The organism is Variovorax palleresanus, assembly GCF_051144945.1.
GTDB classification, from domain to species: Bacteria; Pseudomonadota; Gammaproteobacteria; order Burkholderiales; family Burkholderiaceae_C; genus Variovorax; species Variovorax paradoxus_S.
On the sequence record NZ_JBJNVP010000001.1, the window covers coordinates 666,779 to 685,292 of the forward strand.

Annotated in this window: 15 protein-coding genes; 10 read left to right on the forward strand and 5 right to left on the reverse strand. The window is 67.2% G+C overall.

Going from position 1 to position 18,514, the window contains the following annotated elements; translation table 11 throughout:
• The first annotated feature begins 334 nt into the window (after nucleotides 1-334).
• Nucleotides 335-3,427: an autotransporter outer membrane beta-barrel domain-containing protein gene (locus ACJ7Z0_RS03155; RefSeq protein ID WP_434788636.1), complete on the forward strand. Its 3,093-nt coding sequence runs from the start codon at nucleotides 335-337 to the stop codon at nucleotides 3,425-3,427.
• On the forward strand, nucleotides 3,427-4,059 hold the full coding sequence (locus tag ACJ7Z0_RS03160; RefSeq protein ID WP_434788637.1) for a DUF4352 domain-containing protein: 633 nt from the start codon (nucleotides 3,427-3,429) through the stop codon (nucleotides 4,057-4,059). The genes ACJ7Z0_RS03155 and ACJ7Z0_RS03160 overlap by 1 nt, the downstream gene beginning before the upstream one ends.
• 54 nt (nucleotides 4,060-4,113) lie before the next feature.
• Here ACJ7Z0_RS03160 and ACJ7Z0_RS03165 read toward each other — a convergent pair whose 3' ends face one another.
• Together ACJ7Z0_RS03165 and ACJ7Z0_RS03170 are read right to left on the reverse strand one after the other, a co-directional pair.
• The gene (locus ACJ7Z0_RS03165) at nucleotides 4,114-4,377 is read right to left on the reverse strand and encodes a hypothetical protein (RefSeq protein ID WP_434788638.1); all 264 of its coding nucleotides are present in this window, start codon (nucleotides 4,375-4,377) and stop codon (nucleotides 4,114-4,116) included.
• A 377-nt stretch (nucleotides 4,378-4,754) separates the two neighbouring features.
• The gene (locus tag ACJ7Z0_RS03170; RefSeq protein WP_434788639.1) at nucleotides 4,755-5,648 is read right to left on the reverse strand and encodes a LysR family transcriptional regulator; all 894 of its coding nucleotides are present in this window, start codon (nucleotides 5,646-5,648) and stop codon (nucleotides 4,755-4,757) included.
• A 139-nt stretch (nucleotides 5,649-5,787) separates the two neighbouring features.
• Between ACJ7Z0_RS03170 and ACJ7Z0_RS03175 the strand changes: the two genes are divergently transcribed.
• Nucleotides 5,788-6,693 carry a class I SAM-dependent methyltransferase gene (locus ACJ7Z0_RS03175; protein ID WP_434788640.1) on the forward strand — a complete coding sequence of 302 codons (906 nt, stop codon included), beginning with the start codon at nucleotides 5,788-5,790 and terminating at the stop codon, nucleotides 6,691-6,693.
• Here ACJ7Z0_RS03175 and ACJ7Z0_RS03180 read toward each other — a convergent pair.
• Both ACJ7Z0_RS03180 and hmpA read right to left on the reverse strand, forming a co-directional pair.
• On the reverse strand, nucleotides 6,666-6,953 hold the full coding sequence (locus tag ACJ7Z0_RS03180) for a DUF1330 domain-containing protein (protein WP_431120683.1): 288 nt from the start codon (nucleotides 6,951-6,953) through the stop codon (nucleotides 6,666-6,668). The two genes, ACJ7Z0_RS03175 and ACJ7Z0_RS03180, sit on opposite strands and share 28 nt — an antisense overlap.
• A 70-nt stretch (nucleotides 6,954-7,023) precedes the next feature.
• Nucleotides 7,024-8,208 carry an NO-inducible flavohemoprotein gene (gene hmpA, locus ACJ7Z0_RS03185; RefSeq protein ID WP_434788641.1) on the reverse strand — a complete coding sequence of 395 codons (1,185 nt, stop codon included), beginning with the start codon at nucleotides 8,206-8,208 and terminating at the stop codon, nucleotides 7,024-7,026.
• 138 nt (nucleotides 8,209-8,346) lie between these two features.
• On the opposite strand from hmpA, the gene norR reads away from it, so the two are divergent.
• Nucleotides 8,347-9,954, forward strand: coding sequence for a nitric oxide reductase transcriptional regulator NorR (norR, locus tag ACJ7Z0_RS03190; protein WP_434788642.1), 1,608 nt, complete (start codon nucleotides 8,347-8,349; stop codon nucleotides 9,952-9,954).
• On the opposite strand, the gene ACJ7Z0_RS03195 is transcribed toward norR, so the two are convergent.
• Nucleotides 9,943-11,079, reverse strand: a complete 1,137-nt coding sequence (locus ACJ7Z0_RS03195; RefSeq protein ID WP_434788643.1) for a substrate-binding domain-containing protein — start codon at nucleotides 11,077-11,079, stop codon at nucleotides 9,943-9,945. The genes norR and ACJ7Z0_RS03195 overlap by 12 nt on opposite strands.
• A 123-nt stretch (nucleotides 11,080-11,202) precedes the next feature.
• Here ACJ7Z0_RS03195 and ACJ7Z0_RS03200 point away from each other — a divergent pair, with 123 nt between their 5' ends.
• The 6 genes from ACJ7Z0_RS03200 to ACJ7Z0_RS03225 are packed head-to-tail and all read left to right on the forward strand — an operon-like array spanning nucleotide 11,203 to nucleotide 18,464.
• Nucleotides 11,203-11,667, forward strand: a complete 465-nt coding sequence (locus ACJ7Z0_RS03200; RefSeq protein WP_434788644.1) for a formate dehydrogenase subunit gamma — start codon at nucleotides 11,203-11,205, stop codon at nucleotides 11,665-11,667.
• On the forward strand, nucleotides 11,664-13,220 hold the full coding sequence (locus ACJ7Z0_RS03205) for a formate dehydrogenase beta subunit (protein ID WP_434788645.1): 1,557 nt from the start codon (nucleotides 11,664-11,666) through the stop codon (nucleotides 13,218-13,220). Before ACJ7Z0_RS03200 ends, ACJ7Z0_RS03205 begins: the two co-directional genes overlap by 4 nt.
• A 28-nt stretch (nucleotides 13,221-13,248) precedes the next feature.
• Nucleotides 13,249-16,131, forward strand: coding sequence for a formate dehydrogenase subunit alpha (fdhF, locus tag ACJ7Z0_RS03210; protein ID WP_434788646.1), 2,883 nt, complete (start codon nucleotides 13,249-13,251; stop codon nucleotides 16,129-16,131).
• Nucleotides 16,128-16,964, forward strand: coding sequence for a formate dehydrogenase accessory sulfurtransferase FdhD (gene fdhD / locus ACJ7Z0_RS03215; protein WP_431120676.1), 837 nt, complete (start codon nucleotides 16,128-16,130; stop codon nucleotides 16,962-16,964). Before fdhF ends, fdhD begins: the two co-directional genes overlap by 4 nt.
• A gap of 12 nt (nucleotides 16,965-16,976) precedes the next feature.
• On the forward strand, nucleotides 16,977-17,201 hold the full coding sequence (locus ACJ7Z0_RS03220) for a formate dehydrogenase subunit delta (RefSeq protein WP_093014171.1): 225 nt from the start codon (nucleotides 16,977-16,979) through the stop codon (nucleotides 17,199-17,201).
• 42 nt (nucleotides 17,202-17,243) lie between these two features.
• Entirely contained in the window at nucleotides 17,244-18,464 is a 1,221-nt protein-coding gene (locus ACJ7Z0_RS03225) for a helix-turn-helix domain-containing protein (protein WP_434788647.1), read from the forward strand.
• Nucleotides 18,465-18,514: the final 50 nt, after the last annotated feature.

Consider the following 18,514-nt stretch of genomic DNA (forward strand, 5'->3'; position numbering starts at 1 on the left):
TACGACAGCCCGGTTGCCCCAGCAACGCCGGCCGCCCATGTCGGCGTTTTGTCGAGGTTCTGTTGTCGACAAGAGACAAGCGAAGTGAATCGAGCAAAGAATCAATCCGTTGAGATACACAAAAACACATATTTCATTGAAAGTAACACCTCGCCTTTTTTTGATTGATCTGCCGCGTCTCAAGTCTTCCCTCGGGAACTGAATATTGCGTTCGTGCAGAGCCACGTCCCGAGGACATTGCTTGTTCCATTCCCCATCAAGTCGACTCCGAACGGACGGCATCTCGGTCGACGCTGCCAGAGACGGCAAACATGCACTCCGTGAATTCTCCGGCTTGCAACTGGCGCCGTTTCTTGCGTCGGCCCTCTTCACGGTCGCCATGGCGCGCCCTGTCGTCGCTCTTGCAGCCACGACCTATGAAGGAACCGTTACCGGCGTTCAGGCCAACGACCAGGCAGGCGGAACCGGCAACTATTCGCCGGCCTACGTCATCACGCCCTCTTCGGGCACGCTGCACTATTCTTTTGCGGCAGACGACAGCATCGATGTGCGGGGTGCGAGTGGCGACGTGTATGGCGTCCTGTTGACTTCGACTTCCGGCTCGTCGCCCGTGGCACTCGATTCCGCTGGCGGCAGGTTGAACATCTCCTCGACCAGAGGCACGGCGGATCCGGGTTGGGGATTGTCGATGGGCATCAATGCCGAGGGCAACAGCCTCACGGTCAATGGCAATGCGTCGGTCTATGCCCAGTCCGACAGCGCAAACAGCGCCGCCATCGGCGTGCGTGCATATCAAAGCACGGTCACCTTCAACGGCGATACGTCGGTGCGCACCAGCACGCCGGGCTACTCGCAGGGCGTGTGGGTCTACCAGGGCGTCGTCACCTTCAACGGGGACACCACCATCGTCGTGAGCGCGAAGCGGGAGAACACCGACGGGGTCTACAACTCCGGCGGCGGCGTCAGCAGCGTCACTTTCAATGGCAACCTGACCATTGCAACGACGGGCGAGTATCCCAGCGACAACGCGCACGGCATCTACAACAACAACCAGAACAGCCGGCTGCATGTCGCGGGTGATCTGAAGATCACGGCCATCGCGAATGGCTCGACCGTCTTCGGCATCCGCAACCAGGGCAACCTCAGCGTCGGGCAGGATGCCAGCATCACGGCCAACGGAAGCCGATCCGCGTTCGGCATTGCCAACACGCACCGTACCGCCCGAATGAGCTTCGCAGGCAACGTGGACATTGCGGTCGTCAGCACGACGGGGTATGTCCCCTTCGGCAATCCGACGGGGATCGGCAACAGCTATCCGGACACGTCCTCCATCAACTTCGGCAAGGCGGTCACGGTCAATGTATCCGCCGCGGCCGAGGCCTATGCCGTCAACAACGCCAGCACGCTGAATTTCAACTCGGCAACGGACAACGTGGCGCTGCAGGTGGCGTCGTCATGCAGCGGCTGCGACGTCTACGGCATCCGCAACGACGCCGGCACGGTGACCGCCGCCGGCGGGTTGAGCATCTCGACTTCGCCAAGCGGCACAGGCAAGGGCTACGCGATCTGGAACGTCGCGGCGGACGGCCGAGACGCCACGGTCACGGTCAACGCCGCAGGCGGGCAGGCGGTGAAGCTGCAGGGAGATCTGCTGACCGGCAGCGTGACGAACGCCGCCGGCACAAAGTACACCGGCGCGCTGAATCTGAACCTGAACACCGCGGACTCTTACTTGCGCGGATCGGTCGGAAGCTTCGTGGACCCCGACACGTCGGACGCCACGGTCTATACGGCCGGCTCGCCCAACCTGTCGTTCTCCCAGGGCGCCTCCTGGATTCCCACCGGCACCGGCACCATGGCTGCCGACTTCGGTTCGGGCACCCTGGCGCTGGCCAGTGGCGGTGCGATCGACATGGCCGCAAGCTGGGGAACCTTCCGTCCTGGAAGCATCCCCGCCCACTCGCTGCGTGTGCTCGATATCCAAAGCTCGACCAACGCGGCCACGGTCAGCCTGGGGGATGGCGCCACCTTTCGCATCCTGAGCGATGTCCGCAATGGCGCGGCCGACAAGATTCAGTTCAGCAGTGGGGTGACGAGCTTCAACGCGACCGGCACGCAGGTGGTCAATGTCGTGTACGACCCCGCGCTCAACGACACCAGCTGGGTCAATGCCGCGACGATGAAAACCGGCACCGTGATTCCAGCGAGCACGCCCATCGTCGTGATCGATGCGTCTGCCGCAGCAGGCGGTACGGCGCGCCTGCAGGCCGTTCAGGGCGCCACAGGGCAATGGAGCTATGAGAACGACCTGGTGCGCTTTTCTTACTCGCCCAGCGTGGCGCTCAGCGCGGATGGCAGCAAGGTTTTGCTCACCGGCCTGAGCATTGCGGGGACGGGTGGGGACGCCAGCACGGGCACGGCGACCAGCACGAGCACGAGCACAGCCGTAAGCAGCGCAGGCAGCCAGTCCGGAATCCTGGCGCGCATCACTCCCTCGGAGACGGTGAAGACCGCGGCCGACGCAGGCGACAGCCTTCGCAGCCTCTGGGCTTTGCGCGCCAACGGCATCGCGCGCAGAACCGAGTCGCTGCGGCGCGATACGGCCTCCGAAACCTCGGGCATCTGGGCCGAGGTGGACGGCGGCGGCTTCGACGCCAAGACGGGGTACTCCAGGTCATACCGCCAGAGCTATGGCGCCCTCGCCGTCGGCGTCGATCGGAATTTGGGCGACTTCGGCGGCTGGAAAAGCCATGCAGGCGGCTCCGTCAGCTACGTCAATTCCAGCGCCACTTATGAACGTGGAAACGGGAAGGCTTCCGCCATCGAACTCGCAGGCTACGGCCTGTGGACCAACGGCAGCGCAACCTATCTGCAGATTGGCGCACGCACCGCGTCGCTCGAAAACAAATACGCTTCTTCCGACTCGCTCGCGCGGCAAGTCACCGGCACGTATCGAACGCAGGGATACGAAGTCAGCGCCGAGGCCGGGCATCGCTTCCCCCTGCCCCAGGACGCCTTCGTGGAGCCGCAACTGGCATTGACCGCGAGCCGCCTCGCGGACGGCAAGCACGTGGCGAGCAATGGCGTGACCATCAGCCACGACAACGTCGACGGAGGCTCGGTCAGGGCCGGCGTGCTCCTGGGCAAGGCCGTACGCTTTCTCGATCTGAGCGGCGACGTCTATCTCCGGCTCTCGGCGATCAACTACTTCGGCGATGGCCTGGCGATCACCGCGGCCAAGGGAAGTGGCAGCCTTCCTGTCGAAAGCGAAAGCCGCAACGGAACAGGCGGCGAGGTCGCACTGGGCGGCCGTTTTGCGTTTCTGCCGCGGCGAGGCTTTGTCTACTTCGAGGCTTCGAGCCTGGCCGCCAACGGCATCCGGCGGACGTGGAGCCTGCGCTCTGGCTTGCGCTACGAGTGGTACTGATGGCAAACCCGCGACACCGGCTGGCCGTCTGGTCGCGTGGCCAGAGAGCCTTGGCTTCACTGCTGTTCGCAACCGGCCTGGTTTTCACGTCTGGCCTCTCGATGGCTGCAGAGGGCGACGGAAAAAACTTCGCGTGGGGCACGCAGGTGACGCGAGACAACGTCGCCTTCGAATTCCAGGAAGCCAAGTACGCCAATCTGGTCGTGGACAGCAGCAGCAACAACAACGATTCACCGAAGCAATACAAAGGCAACTTTGTCCTGCTCCAGGTGAACGTCACGAACACCGCAGACCAGCCACTGTTCGTGCGGTTTCAACCCGTGTTCAGGTTGATCGACGCTTCGGGTGCACTCTATGAGCCGCATGAAATGCTGACGAAGCTGGTCAATCCGGTGCAAGACGGCCAACCGGTCTTTGGCGCGCCGCTCGCAGCGGGCCAGACCATGCAGCGGCGTGTGCTCTTTTCCGTGCCGAAACAGCTCTATCGAGCCGTCGTCATCGTTCCACGCAGCGCCGACAAGGCCGACGACGGTGTCGTGACGTACTCAGGGCCGTACTTCTTCTACGACCTGGCGCCCCTTCGATCTTCACCAATGGCAAAGAACGCCAAGACGACGCCGAAGGTCCCCTGAAGGATGCGCTGGCGGATTCATTGGCCGGTGTCGCATGCCCATTTGGGCGCCTGCTCAGAAGCTAGGCGCATCCTTTTCCGGCGGCTTGGCGCCGAGTACCCTTTGCTGCTCCGCGAATATCTCGCCGATGTAGCTCAGGAGGCCGTCTCCCCCGATCTTCGGCGCCGGGGCGCGCGCATCCTTGGGTGCGGCCTTGGCTTGGTCGACCTGGGTCCCATCATCCGCAAGTTCAAGCTGCGGTCCGCTCTGCTGGCACGCAGCGGCAGCGAGGCCGAGGCCTGTGAGTGCCGCTGCGTGAAATATTCTGGTGAAGTCCATGTCGACTCCTCGGTGGATGGGTGGACGCGTCATCGGAATCGATGATGCGGCGCTGCTGTTGCTGTCGTTGTGGCGCCTTGGAAGCGCTGCCTTTGCGCGAGCCGGCCAGCACGGTCCGCGCCACGCCATCCCGGTTTCTACCGTGCGGTAGAAATCCAGATTCGACCTTCGTAAAGGTCTCGGGTCACAGGAAGAAGCCGCCCGTGCGCGGGAACTTATCGGTGCAACCGAAGCACAGCGTACTCCTGCCATTCGGCGCCCACAATGGAACTAAAGGCATAGAGAGACTGAAATTTCAGGCGGCCTGCGTTGTAAAACACAAGTTGAAATTCGTCGTTAACGGCGGTGACATCTCAATCAAACGGCAGATCGAAAATCTATCCCGTAATGATCGGCCGCAGCGTATCGATCTCTTCGATCATGAAGTCGAAGAACGCCGAAACGCGCGGCGTATGCCGCAAGTCGGCGCGGGTAAGAAGCCGCCAGATTCGCGCCAGTTCGGGCACGGGACCGAGCACACGCACCAGCTCGGGTTCCGCATCGGCAATGGCGGTAGGCAGCGGCGCAATGCCGACGCCGGCTTTCACCGAATAGAGCAAGCCGAGCACGCTGTTGTTGCGCGCGACCACCCTGCCGTGGGGAGCCACGTCGCGCAACCATAGAGCCGCACGATGGTTGGCCATCGTTTCGTCGAACCCGACCAGATCGTGCTGCCCGAGCGCCTCGATCCGATCGGGCTGGCCGCAGCGTTCGATGTACTTGCGGCTCGCATATACCGCCCACAGCGAATCACCGATCTTGCGCCCGACCAGGTCGTTGTCCTCGGTATCGCCAGAGCGCAGGGCGACGTCGGCTTCGCCCTTCATCAGGTCGAGGTACTTGTCGCTCATCACGAACTCGACGCGCAGCCCGGGGTACCGCGCGTGAAAACGGTCGAGCAGCGTGGTCTGCATGATGCGGTAGACCAGCGGCTCGGGGCAGGTCACGCGGATGACGCCGACTGCTTCGAGCCGGTCCGATTCGAGTTGCCGTTCGAGGGCGGCCACGGCCTGCGCGACGCTCTCGGCATGGGGCAGCAGCGCCTCGCCGAATTCCGTCAGCCGGTAGCCGGTGGGATGGCGCCGCACGAGCGGGCGGCCGAGACGGCGCTCGAGTTCGGCGAGCCGGCGCTGCACGGTGGACTGGTTCACCTGCAAAGCCCGGCCGGCCGCCATCGTGCTGTGGTGATGGGCCACCGCCAGAAAGTACTTGAGGTCGTTCCAGTCGAACATGGCGCGAGCTATGCGTTTGTGCGGCCCCATTCTGCATTCCTGCGGCTTACGGTGGGGCATGTCGGCGCCTATGCTGGATCTAGCCAGGGGAGTGCCAGCCAGCCGATGCCGCCCGACCAGGCGAATGAAAGGATCGATGATGACGAACCCGTTGATCGCACCCGAAGTGGACGTACAGGCGTTCAAGACAGCCATCCGTGCGGAGTGGGACCGCGCAGCCCCGGGGTGGAACGGCCATGCTGCGCAGATCCGGGAGTGGCTGCGCCGTGCCACCGGGGCCATGCTCGACATGGCCGGCGTGACGGCGGGGGCGCGCGTTCTCGACGTTGCCGCCGGCGCGGGCGACCAGACCCTCGACGTAGCGCAACGCGTCGGCCCCGATGGCTTCGTGCTCGCGACCGATCTGTCGCCCGTGATCCTGGCGCTGGCGCAGGAGAACGCCCGGCGCGCCGGCTACGCCAACGTGCAGACCGAAGTATCCGACGGTGAAAAGCTCCCGGTCGAGTCGGCCAGCTTCGACGCCGTGGTGTGCAGGCTCGGCTTGATGTTCTTTCCGAATCCGCTGGAAGGTCTGCGCGAGATGCTCCGTGCGCTCAGGCCCGGAGGCGGTGCCTGCACGCTGGTGTTCGGACGGCCCGAGCGCAATCCGTGCGTGACCATCCTGATGTCGACGGCCATGAAGCACGCAGGGCTTGCGCCGCGCGACCCGTTCCAGCCCGGCGCCCTGCTGAGCCTGGGCCGCCCGGGGCTGATCGACGGGCTGTTCAAGGAGGCCGGTTTTGCCGAGGTGGCCACCACGACGATCGATGCGCCGTTCAAGCTGCCCTCGGCGCGCCACTACCTTGATTTCGTCCGGGAGTCGGCAAGCCCGGTTCGGCAGATCCTGAGCCGTTTGGACGCCGCCGCAGCTGCCGCCGCGTGGGCCGAGATGGAGGAGCGCCTCGCCGCCTTCAACACCGCGTCCGGCTGGGAAGGCCCGAACGAACTCTTGCTGACGGCGGGTCGCCGATCGCCGCTTCAGCAGCCTTCGACCGCCACCAGGTAGTCGACTGCCGCCGGCTGCCGCAGGGCCAGCAGCGGTGCGTACTCGGGCGAGGCGAACCAGTCGCGGATGTGCTGCATCGAAGGAAACTCGATCATCACCAGGCGGCTGGGCTTCCAGTCGCCCTCGAGCACTTCGAGTGTGCCGCCGCGCACGATGAAGCGCCCGCCGAATTTCTGGATGACGGGCAAGACCTGCGCCTTGTATTTGTCATAGGTCTCGTGGTCGTGGATCTCGGTCTGCGCAATCAGGTAGGCGGTCATGGCGGGCTCCTTCTTTTGCCGGCCATCATGCGGATGGCCCGGCGCGCGAAGCAATACCCTGCCGGCGCTCTCAAGCCTCCAGTGCTTCCAGCGGCCCGAAGAACTCGTAGCGCAGCTGCTGCTTCGGTACGCCGAGCGCAAGGCCGTTGGCGTACACCGCCTTCATGAAAGGCTTGGGGCCGAGAAAGTAGAGATCGACGTCGCGGTCCTCGGGCAGTTGCTGCGCCAGCAACTCGCGAGTGACAAAACCCGTGGCGTGCGGCCGGTCGGCATCGCGCGGCGTGTCGTACACATAGACCGGCTTCACGTTGGCATGCTTGGCCGCCAGCGCATCGACGCGCGCGCGGAACGCATGAGCGCCTCCATGGCGTGCCGCGTGGATGAAATGCACCGGCCGGCCGGTGTGCGCCATCGACTCGAGCATGCTCATGGCCGGCGTGATGCCCACGCCGCCCGTCACCAGCACGAGCGGACGCGCGCTTTCGCCCGCAGGCTGCAGCACGAAGTCGCCGCAGGGCGCCTGCACCTTCAGCAGCGCGCCGACAGTGGCAGCCTGATGCAGCCAGTTCGATGCCCTGCCGCCCTCTTCCTTCTTGACGCTGATGCGATACCAGGGCTTGCCCGGCGCATCGGACAGCGAGTAGTTGCGCCGCAAGGGTTCACCGTCGATGTTCAGCACCAGCGTGAGGTACTGCCCCGGCGAGAACGCCAGCAGCGGGCCGCCGTCGGTCGGCTCCAGGTAGAACGAGGTGATGACTTCGCTCTCGTCCTCGCGCCGGGCGACGCGAAACTCGCGCTCGCCGCGCCAGCCACCGGTTTGCGCGGCGTTGGCACGGTAGACCTCTTCTTCGGCGGCAATCAGGAGTGCCGCGAGCGATTGGTAGGCCTCGCCCCATGCCGCGATGATCTCGTCGGTCGCGGCGTCGCCGAGCACGTCCTTGATGGCACGCAGCAGGCAGGCGCCGACGACCGGGTAGTGCTCGGGCAGCACGCCCAGCGCGGCGTGCTTCTGGATGATGCGCGGCAGCGCGCCGGCAATTTCATCGAGGCGGTCGATGTACGTGGCATAGGCCAGCACCGCGCCTGCGAGTGCACGCGCCTGGCTGCCGGCGGCCTGGTGCGCCTCGTTGAAGAACGCCTTCACCTCCGGATGGCTCTCGAACATGATCCGGTAGAAATGGCTGGTGATGGCCTCTCCGTGCGCCTGGAGCGCGGGCACGGTGGCTTTGACGATGGCGATGGTCTGCGGGTTCATGGTGGGACTCGATTCGGAAGTGAACGACGTTGATGCCTCTCACGATCCGTGCCACGGGGACGACACCCGCCAAGTGCCCGTGGATACTGGGGATTCTTCTTTCGTGGTCAAATTCGCAACAGGATTCATGTTGTATTTATGACCACCAACAGTGTCAGTCAGACCACCGATGCGGTTGCCGACCCAGTCGCCTCCGCGAGCGAAGGCAGCCGCTACCGCTCGCTTCTGGCTGCGGCGCGCGGCCTGGTGCAATGCGATGCCGCCGCGCTGCTGCGGCTGGACGGCGATGTCCTGCGGCCGGTGGCCGCGGACGGCCTGAGCGACGAGACCCTGGGCCGGCAGTTTCCGATCGCGTCGCACCCGCGCTTTGCGCGCCTGCTCGAAAGCGGCCGCGGCCTGCGCTTCGCCCACGACTGCGGGCTGCCCGATCCGTACGACGGCCTCGTGGCCGGCCAGCCGGGAATCCTGCCCGTGCACGACTGCATGGGCGCGCCGCTGCGCCTGCGCGGCGCCGTCTGGGGCCTGCTGACGCTGGACGCGCTCGAGCCCGGCGCATTCGAGACCGTGAGCCCGGAGCAGCTCGATGCGCTGGTCGCGCTGTTCGAGACCGGCATCGAGGCCGCCGACACCATCAAGGACATGGAAGCGCGCGCCATGCGCGAGCAGGCCGTCGTCCAGGCCCTGCGGTCGGGCCACGGATCCACGCGCGAGCTGCTGGGCAGCAGCGCCGCGATGAAGCAGCTGTGCAGCGAGATCGACACGGTCGCGGTGTCCGATCTCACAGTGTTGCTGCTCGGCGAGACCGGCGTGGGCAAGGACCTGGTGGCGCAGCGCCTGCATGCGCATTCGCGCCGCCGCGAGCAGCCGCTGGTGCAGGTGAACTGCGCGGCGCTGCCCGAGACGCTGGCCGACAGCGAGCTCTTCGGCCACAAGCGCGGCGCGTTCACCGGCGCGATGCAGGACCGCAGCGGCAAGTTCGAAATTGCCGACGGCGGCACGCTCTTTCTCGACGAGGTCGGCGAGCTGCCGCTGACGGTGCAGGCCAAGCTGCTGCGCGTGCTGCAAAGCGGCGAGGTGCAGCGGCCCGGCAGCGACCGGACGCTGAAGGTCGACGTGCGCGTGATCGCGGCCACCAACCGCGACCTGCCCGCGGCGATTGCGCAGGGCCGCTTTCGCGCCGACCTCTATCACCGGCTCTCGGTCTATCCGCTGGTGGTGCCGCCGCTGCGCGAACGCGGGCGCGACGTGGTGACGCTGGCCGGCGGCTTCCTCGAAGAAAACCAGCATCGCCTGGGCGCGCGCAATCTGCGCTTGTCACCGGCCTCGAAGGCGGCTCTTCTTGCGCACGGCTGGCCCGGCAACGTGCGCGAACTCGAGCACGTGATCAGCCGCGCATCGCTTCGGGCCTTCACGGAACAGCGCCGCGGCGCACGCTGGACGGCGATCGAGCCGCATCACCTGGCGCTCGACGCTGCGGCCGCCGGCAGTTCCCAGGGACTGCCCGCGCCGCCCCTGCCCTCCCCTGCGTCTGCGGCGGTGTCATCTGGCCCTCTCGCGGGCGTTGTTGCCGCGGGCGGCACGCTGCGCGAAGCCACGGAAGCCTTCCAGCGGGCGTGGCTTGCGGACGCATTGGCGCGGCACCATGGGCACGTGGCCAACGCCGCGCGCGAGGCCGGCATCGACCGCAGCAACTTTCACCGGATGCTGCGCAAGCTAGGCATGCGGCCGTCCGCGTCAGACGCCTGAACGCGCACCGCGCTTCGTCGCCGGCGTCGGCGCTGGCGCCGGTGCCGGTGCCGGGCGAAGCGACTCGAAGGCCTCTGCCAGCGACAGCACGCGGCCGCAGTTCACCGCCTGGTAGCCCGGCAGCCGGTTCACCGCCTCCTGATAGGCATCGCTGCGCAGGATGGCCAGCATCCGCTGCACGATGGGTGCAGTGAGCGAGCGCTCGTCGCACAGCAGGAAGTAGCGCTCCACCTGGTTGGAGATGAAGTCCAGCTTGAACTGGCGCGCCGGCGTCTCCACGCCATAGCCCGCATCGGCCATGCCGCTGGCCACGAAGGCCGCCACGGCCGCATGCGTGAACTCGCATTGCTCGTAGCCCTTGATCGACTCGGGCGCGATGCCCTGCTCGCGCAATTGCAGGTCGAACAGGTAGCGCGTGCCCGAGCCCGCCTGCCGGTTGATGAAGCGGACACCGGGACGCGCCAGGTCGGCCAGCGTGTAGATCTTCTTCGGGTTGCCCGGCGCCACCATCAAGCCCTGATGGCGCGTGGCCATGCCGATGACTTTCTGCGTGTCGGGGTTGAGCCAGGCGCCGTAGTGGGCGATGGCTTCGGCCTCGAACGCCCCCAGCGGCACGTGAAAGCCCGCCACGTCGCAACTGCCGTGGTGCAGCGAGGCCACGGCTTCTTCGCTGCCGCAGTAGCGCAGATCGCCCGGCACCTGCGCCGCGGCCAGGAAGCCGTGCAGCGCCTCGATGGCGAAGCCGTGGCTCGCGTAGATGCGCAGCAGCGTGGGCGCGGTGGGAATCAGCTTCTCGATCTCGGCGCCCAGCTCGGAAGCCAGCGAATCGAGCAGCGGCGACAGGCGCGCGGTGATGCGGCGGTCGGCCCACACCAGCTTTTCGCCCAATGGGGTCAGGCTGGAACCCTTGCCGCGCTGCATGGCCACCAGCGGCTGGCCGAACATGGTTTCGCCCTGGCGGATGAGCTCCCAGGCATGGCGGTAGGACACGCCGCTTGCGGTGCAGGCGCTCGACAGGCTGCCGTGCTCCAGCACCTTCACCAGCAGTTCGATCACCCGCGGCGCCAGCGCCGCGCCGTCGGGCTGGCGAATGGTCCATTGCGGCTTGATGTGCACTTCATGCATGAGTTTCGGCTTTTGAAAGCATATTTATTGGGTTGTGCGCTTCATATTGTGGCGTCTTCAGTCGCTCCATACACTCACGCAACCACGAATATCGCAACTCCGAGTTTAGGAGATTGAAGGCATATGCAAAACCTGGGCATCGCGACCACCATCGCCGCCGCGCACAAGGATGTTCCCGGCGGGCTGCTGCCCGCGCTGCACGTCATCCAGGATGCGCTGGGGCACATCCCGCCCGAGGCCGTGCCCCTCATTGCCGAGCAGTTCAACCTGTCGCGCGCCGAGGTGCATGGCGTGGTCAGCTATTACCACCACTTCCGTTCCGCGCCGGCCGGCCGCGTGCTGGTGCAGGTCTGCCGGGCCGAAGCTTGCAAGTCCATGGGAGCGGATGCGCTGCTGGCACATGCGGCGGATCGGTTGGGCTGCGGCGTGCACGGCACTTCGGCGGACGGGCAGTGTTCGCTGGAACCGGTGTTCTGCCTCGGGCTGTGCGCATCGTCGCCGGCCATCGCGGTGAACGACGAGGTGCATGCGCGCATCACGCCGGCGCTGTTCGACGCCATCGTCGAAGAAGCAAGGAGCGCCTCATGACCGTCACCCTCCATGTTCCGCGCGACTCCGCGGCGCTGGCCGTCGGCGCCGAGCGGGTCGCCCAACGGATCGCGGCGGAAGCCCGTGCGCGCCATGCGGACGTGCGCATCGTGCGCAACGGCTCGCGCGGCCTGTTCTGGCTGGAGACGCTGGTCGAAGTGGCAACGCCGGCGGGCCGCGTGGCCTACGGGCCGGTCTCGCCGGCCGATGTCGCCGGCCTGTTCGATGCCGGTTTTCTTTCCGGCGGCGCCCATGCGCTGAACCTGGGCCTGACCGAAGAGATTCCCTACTTGAAGAAGCAGGAGCGCCTGACCTTCGCCCGCATGGGCGTGACCGATCCGGTCTCGGTGGCCGACTACGAGGCGCATGAAGGCTTTGCGGGACTGCGCCGCGCGCTCACGCTTGCGCCCGCGCAAATCGTGCAGCAGGTGCTCGACTCCGGGCTGCGCGGCCGCGGCGGCGCCGCCTTCCCGGCCGGGATCAAGTGGAAGACCGTGCTGGCCGCAGAGGCGCCGCAAAAATACATCGTCTGCAATGCGGACGAAGGCGACTCGGGCACCTTCTCGGACCGCATGACGATGGAAGGCGATCCGCTGATGCTGGTCGAAGGCATGGTCATCGCCGGCCTTGCGACCGGCGCGACCGAAGGCTACATCTACGTGCGCTCGGAATACCCGCATTCCATCGCCACGCTGAACGAGGCCATCCGCAATACGGAACAAGCGGGCTTTCTCGGCGAAGACATCCTGGGGTCGGGCCACTGCTTTCGCCTCATCGTGCGCAAGGCGGCCGGCGCGTACGTGTGCGGCGAGGAGACCGCGCTGCTCGAAAGCCTGGAAGGCCGCCGCGGCATCGTGCGCGCCAAGCCGCCGCTGCCGGCGCTGCAGGGGCTGTTCGGCCAGCCGACCGTGATCAACAACGTGATCACGCTGGCTTCGGTGCCCCTCATCCTGGCGCGCGGCGCGGACTTCTACAAGCACTACGGCATGGGCCGCTCGCGCGGCACGCTGCCGTTTCAGCTGGCGGGCAACATCCGGCATGGCGGCCTGGTCGAAAAGGCATTCGGCCTGACCCTGCGCGAACTGCTCTACGACTTCGGCGGTGGCAGCGCGAGCGGCCGGCCGATCAAGGCGGTGCAGGTGGGCGGCCCGCTGGGCGCCTACGTGCCCGAATCGCAATGGGATCTGCCGCTCGACTACGAGGCCTATGCGGCCGTGGGCGCGGTGGTCGGGCACGGCGGCATCGTGGTGCACGACGACACGGCCGACATGTCGCAGTTGGCCCGGTACGCGATGGAGTTCTGCGCGATCGAGTCCTGCGGCAAGTGCACGCCCTGCCGCATCGGCTCCACGCGCGGCGTGGAAGTGATCGACAGGATCACCAGCAACCAGAACCGGCCGCAGCAGGTCATTCTCCTGCGCGACCTGTGCGACACCATGCTGCACGGCTCGCTCTGCGCCATGGGCGGCATGACGCCCTACCCCGTGCTCTCGGCCATCAATCACTACCCGGAGGACTTCGGCATCGAAGCCCCCGACCGCGCTGCGGCATGAATCGACGAGCATTCCAGGAGACACCCCCATGCTGAACCCATCGCAAGAGATCGACTACGGCACGCCCCGGCGCGAATCCATCGAGGAAGTCACGCTAGAGATCGACGGCACGCCGGTGACGGTGGCCAAGGGCACCTCGCTGATGCGCGCGGCCGTCGATGCCGGCGTGCAGGTGCCCAAGCTGTGCGCGACCGACAGCCTCGAACCCTTCGGCTCCTGCCGGCTCTGCCTGGTGGAGATCGACGGGCGCAAGGGCTACCCGGCGTCGTGCACCACGCCGGCCGAGGCCGGCATGAAGGTGCGCACGCAAAGCCCGAGGCTGCAGGAGCTGCGCAAGGGCGTGATGGAGCTCTACATCTCCGACCATCCGCTCGACTGCCTCACCTGCGCCGCCAACGGCGACTGCGAGCTGCAGGACATGGCCGGCGTCACGGGTCTGCGCAACGTGCGCTACGGCTATGACGGCGCCAATCACCTGAAGAGCGCCAAGGACGAGTCCAACCCCTACTTCACCTACGACCCGTCCAAGTGCATCGTCTGCAACCGCTGCGTGCGCGCCTGCGAAGAGACGCAAGGCACCTTCGCGCTCACCATCAGCGGACGCGGCTTCGAATCGCGCGTGTCGCCGGGCCAGGACCAGCCCTTCATGGAATCCGAGTGCGTGAGCTGCGGCGCCTGCGTGCAGGCCTGCCCCACCGCCACGCTGCAGGAGAAGTCGGTGATCTGGCTGGGCCAGCCCGAGCACAGCGCCATCACCACCTGCGCGTACTGCGGCGTGGGCTGCGGCTTCAAGGCCGAGATGAAGGGCAACGAAGTGGTGCGCATGGTGCCCTGGAAGGACGGCAAGGCCAATGAAGGCCATTCGTGCGTGAAGGGCCGCTTCGCCTGGGGCTACGCCACCCACAAGGACCGGGTGCTAAAGCCCATGATCCGCAGCAAGATCACCGACCCGTGGCAGGAGGTGAGCTGGGACGAAGCCGTCAATTACGCCGCCAGCGAGTTCCGCCGCATCCAGGCCAAGTACGGCACCGATTCCATCGGCGGGCTGGTGTCCTCGCGCTGCAGCAACGAAGAGGGCTACCTGGTGCAGAAGCTGGTGCGCGCGGCCTTCGGCAACAACAACGTCGACACCTGCGCGCGCGTGTGCCACTCGCCCACCGGCTACGGGCTGAAGCAGACCATGGGCGAGTCGGCCGGCACGCAGACCTTCAAGTCGGTCGAGAAGTCCGACGTGATCATGGTGATCGGCGCCAACCCGTCGGACGGCCACCCGGTGTTCGCCTCGCGCATGAAGCGGCGCCTGCGTGCCGGTGCGCGGCTGATCGTGATCGACCCGCGCACCATCGACCTGGTGAAGTCGCCGCACGTCAAGGCCGACCATCACCTCAAGCTCAAGCCCGGCACCAACGTGGCGGTGATCAGCGCGATGGCGCATGTGATCGTGACCGAAGGCCTGGTCGACGAAGCCTTCGTGGCCGAGCGCTGCGAGGCCAAGTCGTTCAACGAGTGGCGCGAATTCGTCGCGCGCCCGGCCAATTCGCCCGAGGCGATGGAAGCGGTGACCGGCGTGCCGGCCGCCGACCTGCGCGCCGCCGCGCGGCTGTTCGCACTGGGCCACGACGGCAAGCGGAACGCCGCCATCTACTACGGCCTGGGCGTCACGGAGCACAGCCAGGGCTCGACCATGGTGATGGGCATCGCCAACCTGGCCATGGCCACCGGCAACGTGGGCCGCGAAGGCGTGGGCGTGAATCCGCTGCGCGGCCAGAACAACGTGCAGGGTTCCTGCGACATGGGATCGTTCCCGCACGAGCTGCCGGGCTATCGCCATGTGTCGGACAGCACCGCGCGCGGCAGTTTCGAATCCGCCTGGGGCGTGGAGCTGCGGCCCGAACCGGGCCTGCGCATTCCCAACATGTTCGATGCCGCCATCACCGGCAGCTTCAAGGGCCTGTATTGCGAAGGCGAGGACGTGGTCCAGTCGGACCCGAACACGCAGCACGTGGCCGAGGCCATGATGGCGATGGAATGCATCGTGGTGCAGGACCTGTTCCTGAACGAAACCGCCAAGTACGCCCACGTGTTCCTGCCGGGCGCGTCGTTCCTGGAGAAGGACGGCACCTTCACCAACGCCGAGCGCCGCATCTCGCGCGTCACCAAGGTCATGCCGCCCAAGGCCGGCTATGCCGACTGGGAAGTGACGCAGCTGCTCTCCAACGCGCTGGGCTACCCCATGAACTACGCGAGCGCCGAAGAGATCATGAACGAGATCGCCGCACTCACGCCGACCTTCACGGGCGTGAGCTACGCCAAGCTGGCAAGGCTGGGCAGCGTGCAATGGCCGTGCAACGAGGCCGCGCCAGAGGGCACGCCGACCATGCACATCGGCGAGTTCGTGCGCGGCAAGGGCAAGTTCATCATCACGCAGTACGTGCCGACCGACGAGAAGGTCACGCGCATGTACCCGCTGATCCTGACCACCGGGCGCATCCTCTCGCAGTACAACGTGGGCGCGCAGACCCGCCGTACCGAGAACAACCAGTGGCACAGCGAGGACCGGCTGGAAATCCATCCGAACGACGCCGAGGACCGCGGCATCGCCGAGGGCGACTGGGTCGGCATCAAGAGCCGGGCCGGCGAAACCGTGCTGCGGGCCACCATCACCGAGCGCGTGCAGCCGGGCGTGGTGTACACCACCTTCCACTTCCCCGAATCGGGCGCCAACGTGATCACCACCGACAACTCCGACTGGGCCACCAACTGCCCCGAGTTCAAGGTGACCGCGGTGCAGGTGATGCCGGTGATGCAGCCTTCCGAATGGCAGCAGGAGTACAGCCGGTTCAATGCCCTGCAGGAAGAGCTGCTGAACAAGCGGCTCGAACAGGCGGCAGAAACGGCGGCAGCCAAATGAACCTGGCCGACATACCGCTGCGGCCAGGAGGTGCGGAGCTCTTGCCCGTGCGCGGCGTGCGCGCACGCCAGGCTTTCGACAACCGCGACTGGGTGGCCGTGGAGGTGCCGGTCGCGCTGGAGTTCAACGGCATCGCGCACGCCGTGATGCTTGCAACGCCGACCGACCTGGCGGACTTTGCGCTGGGCTTCGCGCTCAGCGAGGGCATCCTGCTCGGGCGCGGCGAGCTCTACGGCATCGAGGAGGAGTTTGCGCCCGAAGGCATCACGCTCAAGCTCGACGTGGCGGGCGCGGCTTTCGCGCGGCTGAAAGAGCGCCGCCGCTCGATGGCCGGACGCACCGGCTGCGGGTTGTGCGGCACCGAGAGCCTGGCGCATGTGGCGCGTGCGCTGCCTCCCCTGCCGCACGGCCCGGCGCTTTCGAAAAATGCCGTCGCCCGCGGCATGCGGGAGCTTGCATCGCTGCAGGTGCTGCAGAAGGTCACCGGCGCCGTGCACGCGGCGGCCTGGTGCACCGCAAATGGCGAAGCCCTGCTGGTGCGCGAGGACGTCGGGCGGCACAACGCGCTCGACAAGCTCGTGGGCGCGCTCGCAAAAAGCACGGTGGACGCCGCCGCGGGCTTCATCGCCGTAACCAGCCGCGCGAGTTTCGAGATGGTGCAGAAGACCGTCGCGGCCGGCGTGCCGCTGCTGGCGGCGGTGTCGGCCTCGACCTCGCTGGCCACGGCGGTCGCGCAAGACGCCGGCCTGACGCTGGCGGGCTTCGTGCGCGGCGACGACCTGGTCATCTACACCCACCCGTGGCGGCTGAACGGCCTGCCCGCCAACGCCTGAGGTTTTTCTGCAATGCACGTCGACCAGTTGATTCGCATGGTGAACCAGATGGGCAGCTTCTTCGAGGCCATGCCCGACCGCAGCGAAGCCCTGCACGACCTGGCGCAGCATCTCAAGCGCTTCTGGGAACCGCGCATGCGCAGGGAGCTGCTCGCGCACCTGGACGCCGACGGATCCGGGGAACTGAACCCGGTCTCGGCCGAGGCGATCCGGGTTCACCGGGCGCTGCTCGAATAACGCGAAGGCTGCGTGAAGCGCCGCGCCGGGTAACCTCGCGGCATGGATTCCCTGATTGCCGCTTCCGCGCGTGCGCTCGCCGCCGGCGACGCACTCGGCGCCCTCAAGCGGGTCGCCCTGCGCGAAGACCCGCCCGCACTGGCCCTGCGCGGCATCGCGATGGCCCAGCTGGGCGAGCATCCGCGCGCGCGCGAACTGCTGCGGCGTGCCAGCCGCGGCTTCGGGGCCCACGAAGAACTGGCGCGTGCACGCTGCGTCGTGGCCGAGGCCGAGGTGGCCATGGCCATGCGCGATTTCGGCGGCTCGCCGCGCGCGCTGGCGGCGGCAGCGGCCACGCTCGATGCGCACGCCGACCGCGCCAACGCGATGCAGGCGCGGCTCATCGCGGCGCGCCGGCTGCTGCTGCTCGGCCGACTGGAAGCGGCCGCGGCTGCACTGGCGCCGCTGGATGCACGCGACCTGCCTCCTTCGCTGGCCGCGGTGGCCGAGCTGACCGCGGCGGAGCTGGCGCTGCGCTCGCTGCACATCGGTCCGGCACGCGCCGCGCTCGCCCGTGCGCACGAGGCGGCCGGCCGCGCGCGCGTGCCGGCGCTGCTGGCCGAGGTGGCGGAGACGCAGGCCGCGCTCGACCGCCCCGCCGCCCGGCGCCTCTTTCCCGGTGGCGAGCAGCCGCTGCGCCTGGGCGAAGTCGCGGCGCTGCTGGCCTCCGACGCGCTGGTGGTCGACGCCTGCCGCCGCGGCGTGGGCAGCGGCCAAGCCTGGCGGCCGCTGGCGCGCCGGCCGGTGCTCTTCGCACTGGCACGCGCATTGGCCGAGGCGTGGCCCGGCGACGTCGACCGCGAAGCCTTGATCGCTTACGCGTTCAACACCCGCCGCCCCGACGAGACGCATCGCGCGCGCCTGCGGGTCGAGATCGGCCGGCTGCGCGCGCTGGTCGCGGCGCAGGCCGGCATCGAGGCCACCGCGCGCGGCTTTGCGCTCAAGCCGCGCGATGCACGCGACGTGGTCGTGCTGGCGCCGCCCATCGACGGCGAGCAGGCCTCACTGGTGGCGCTGCTGTCCGATGGCGCGGCCTGGTCGACCTCGGCGCTGGCGCTGGCACTGGGCGCCAGCCAGCGCACGGTCCAGCGCGCGCTCGCCGAACTGGAGGCCGAAGGCCGGGTGCGCTCGATCGGCCGGGCGCGGGCGCAGCGCTGGCTGGCGCCGCCGCTCGCGGGATTCACGACGATCTTGTTACTCCCCGCCGCGCTGCCGATTGAATAGAGTTGTCTCCACGGCACCGATCCCGGCGCCCGCCCACACAAGGAGCAACT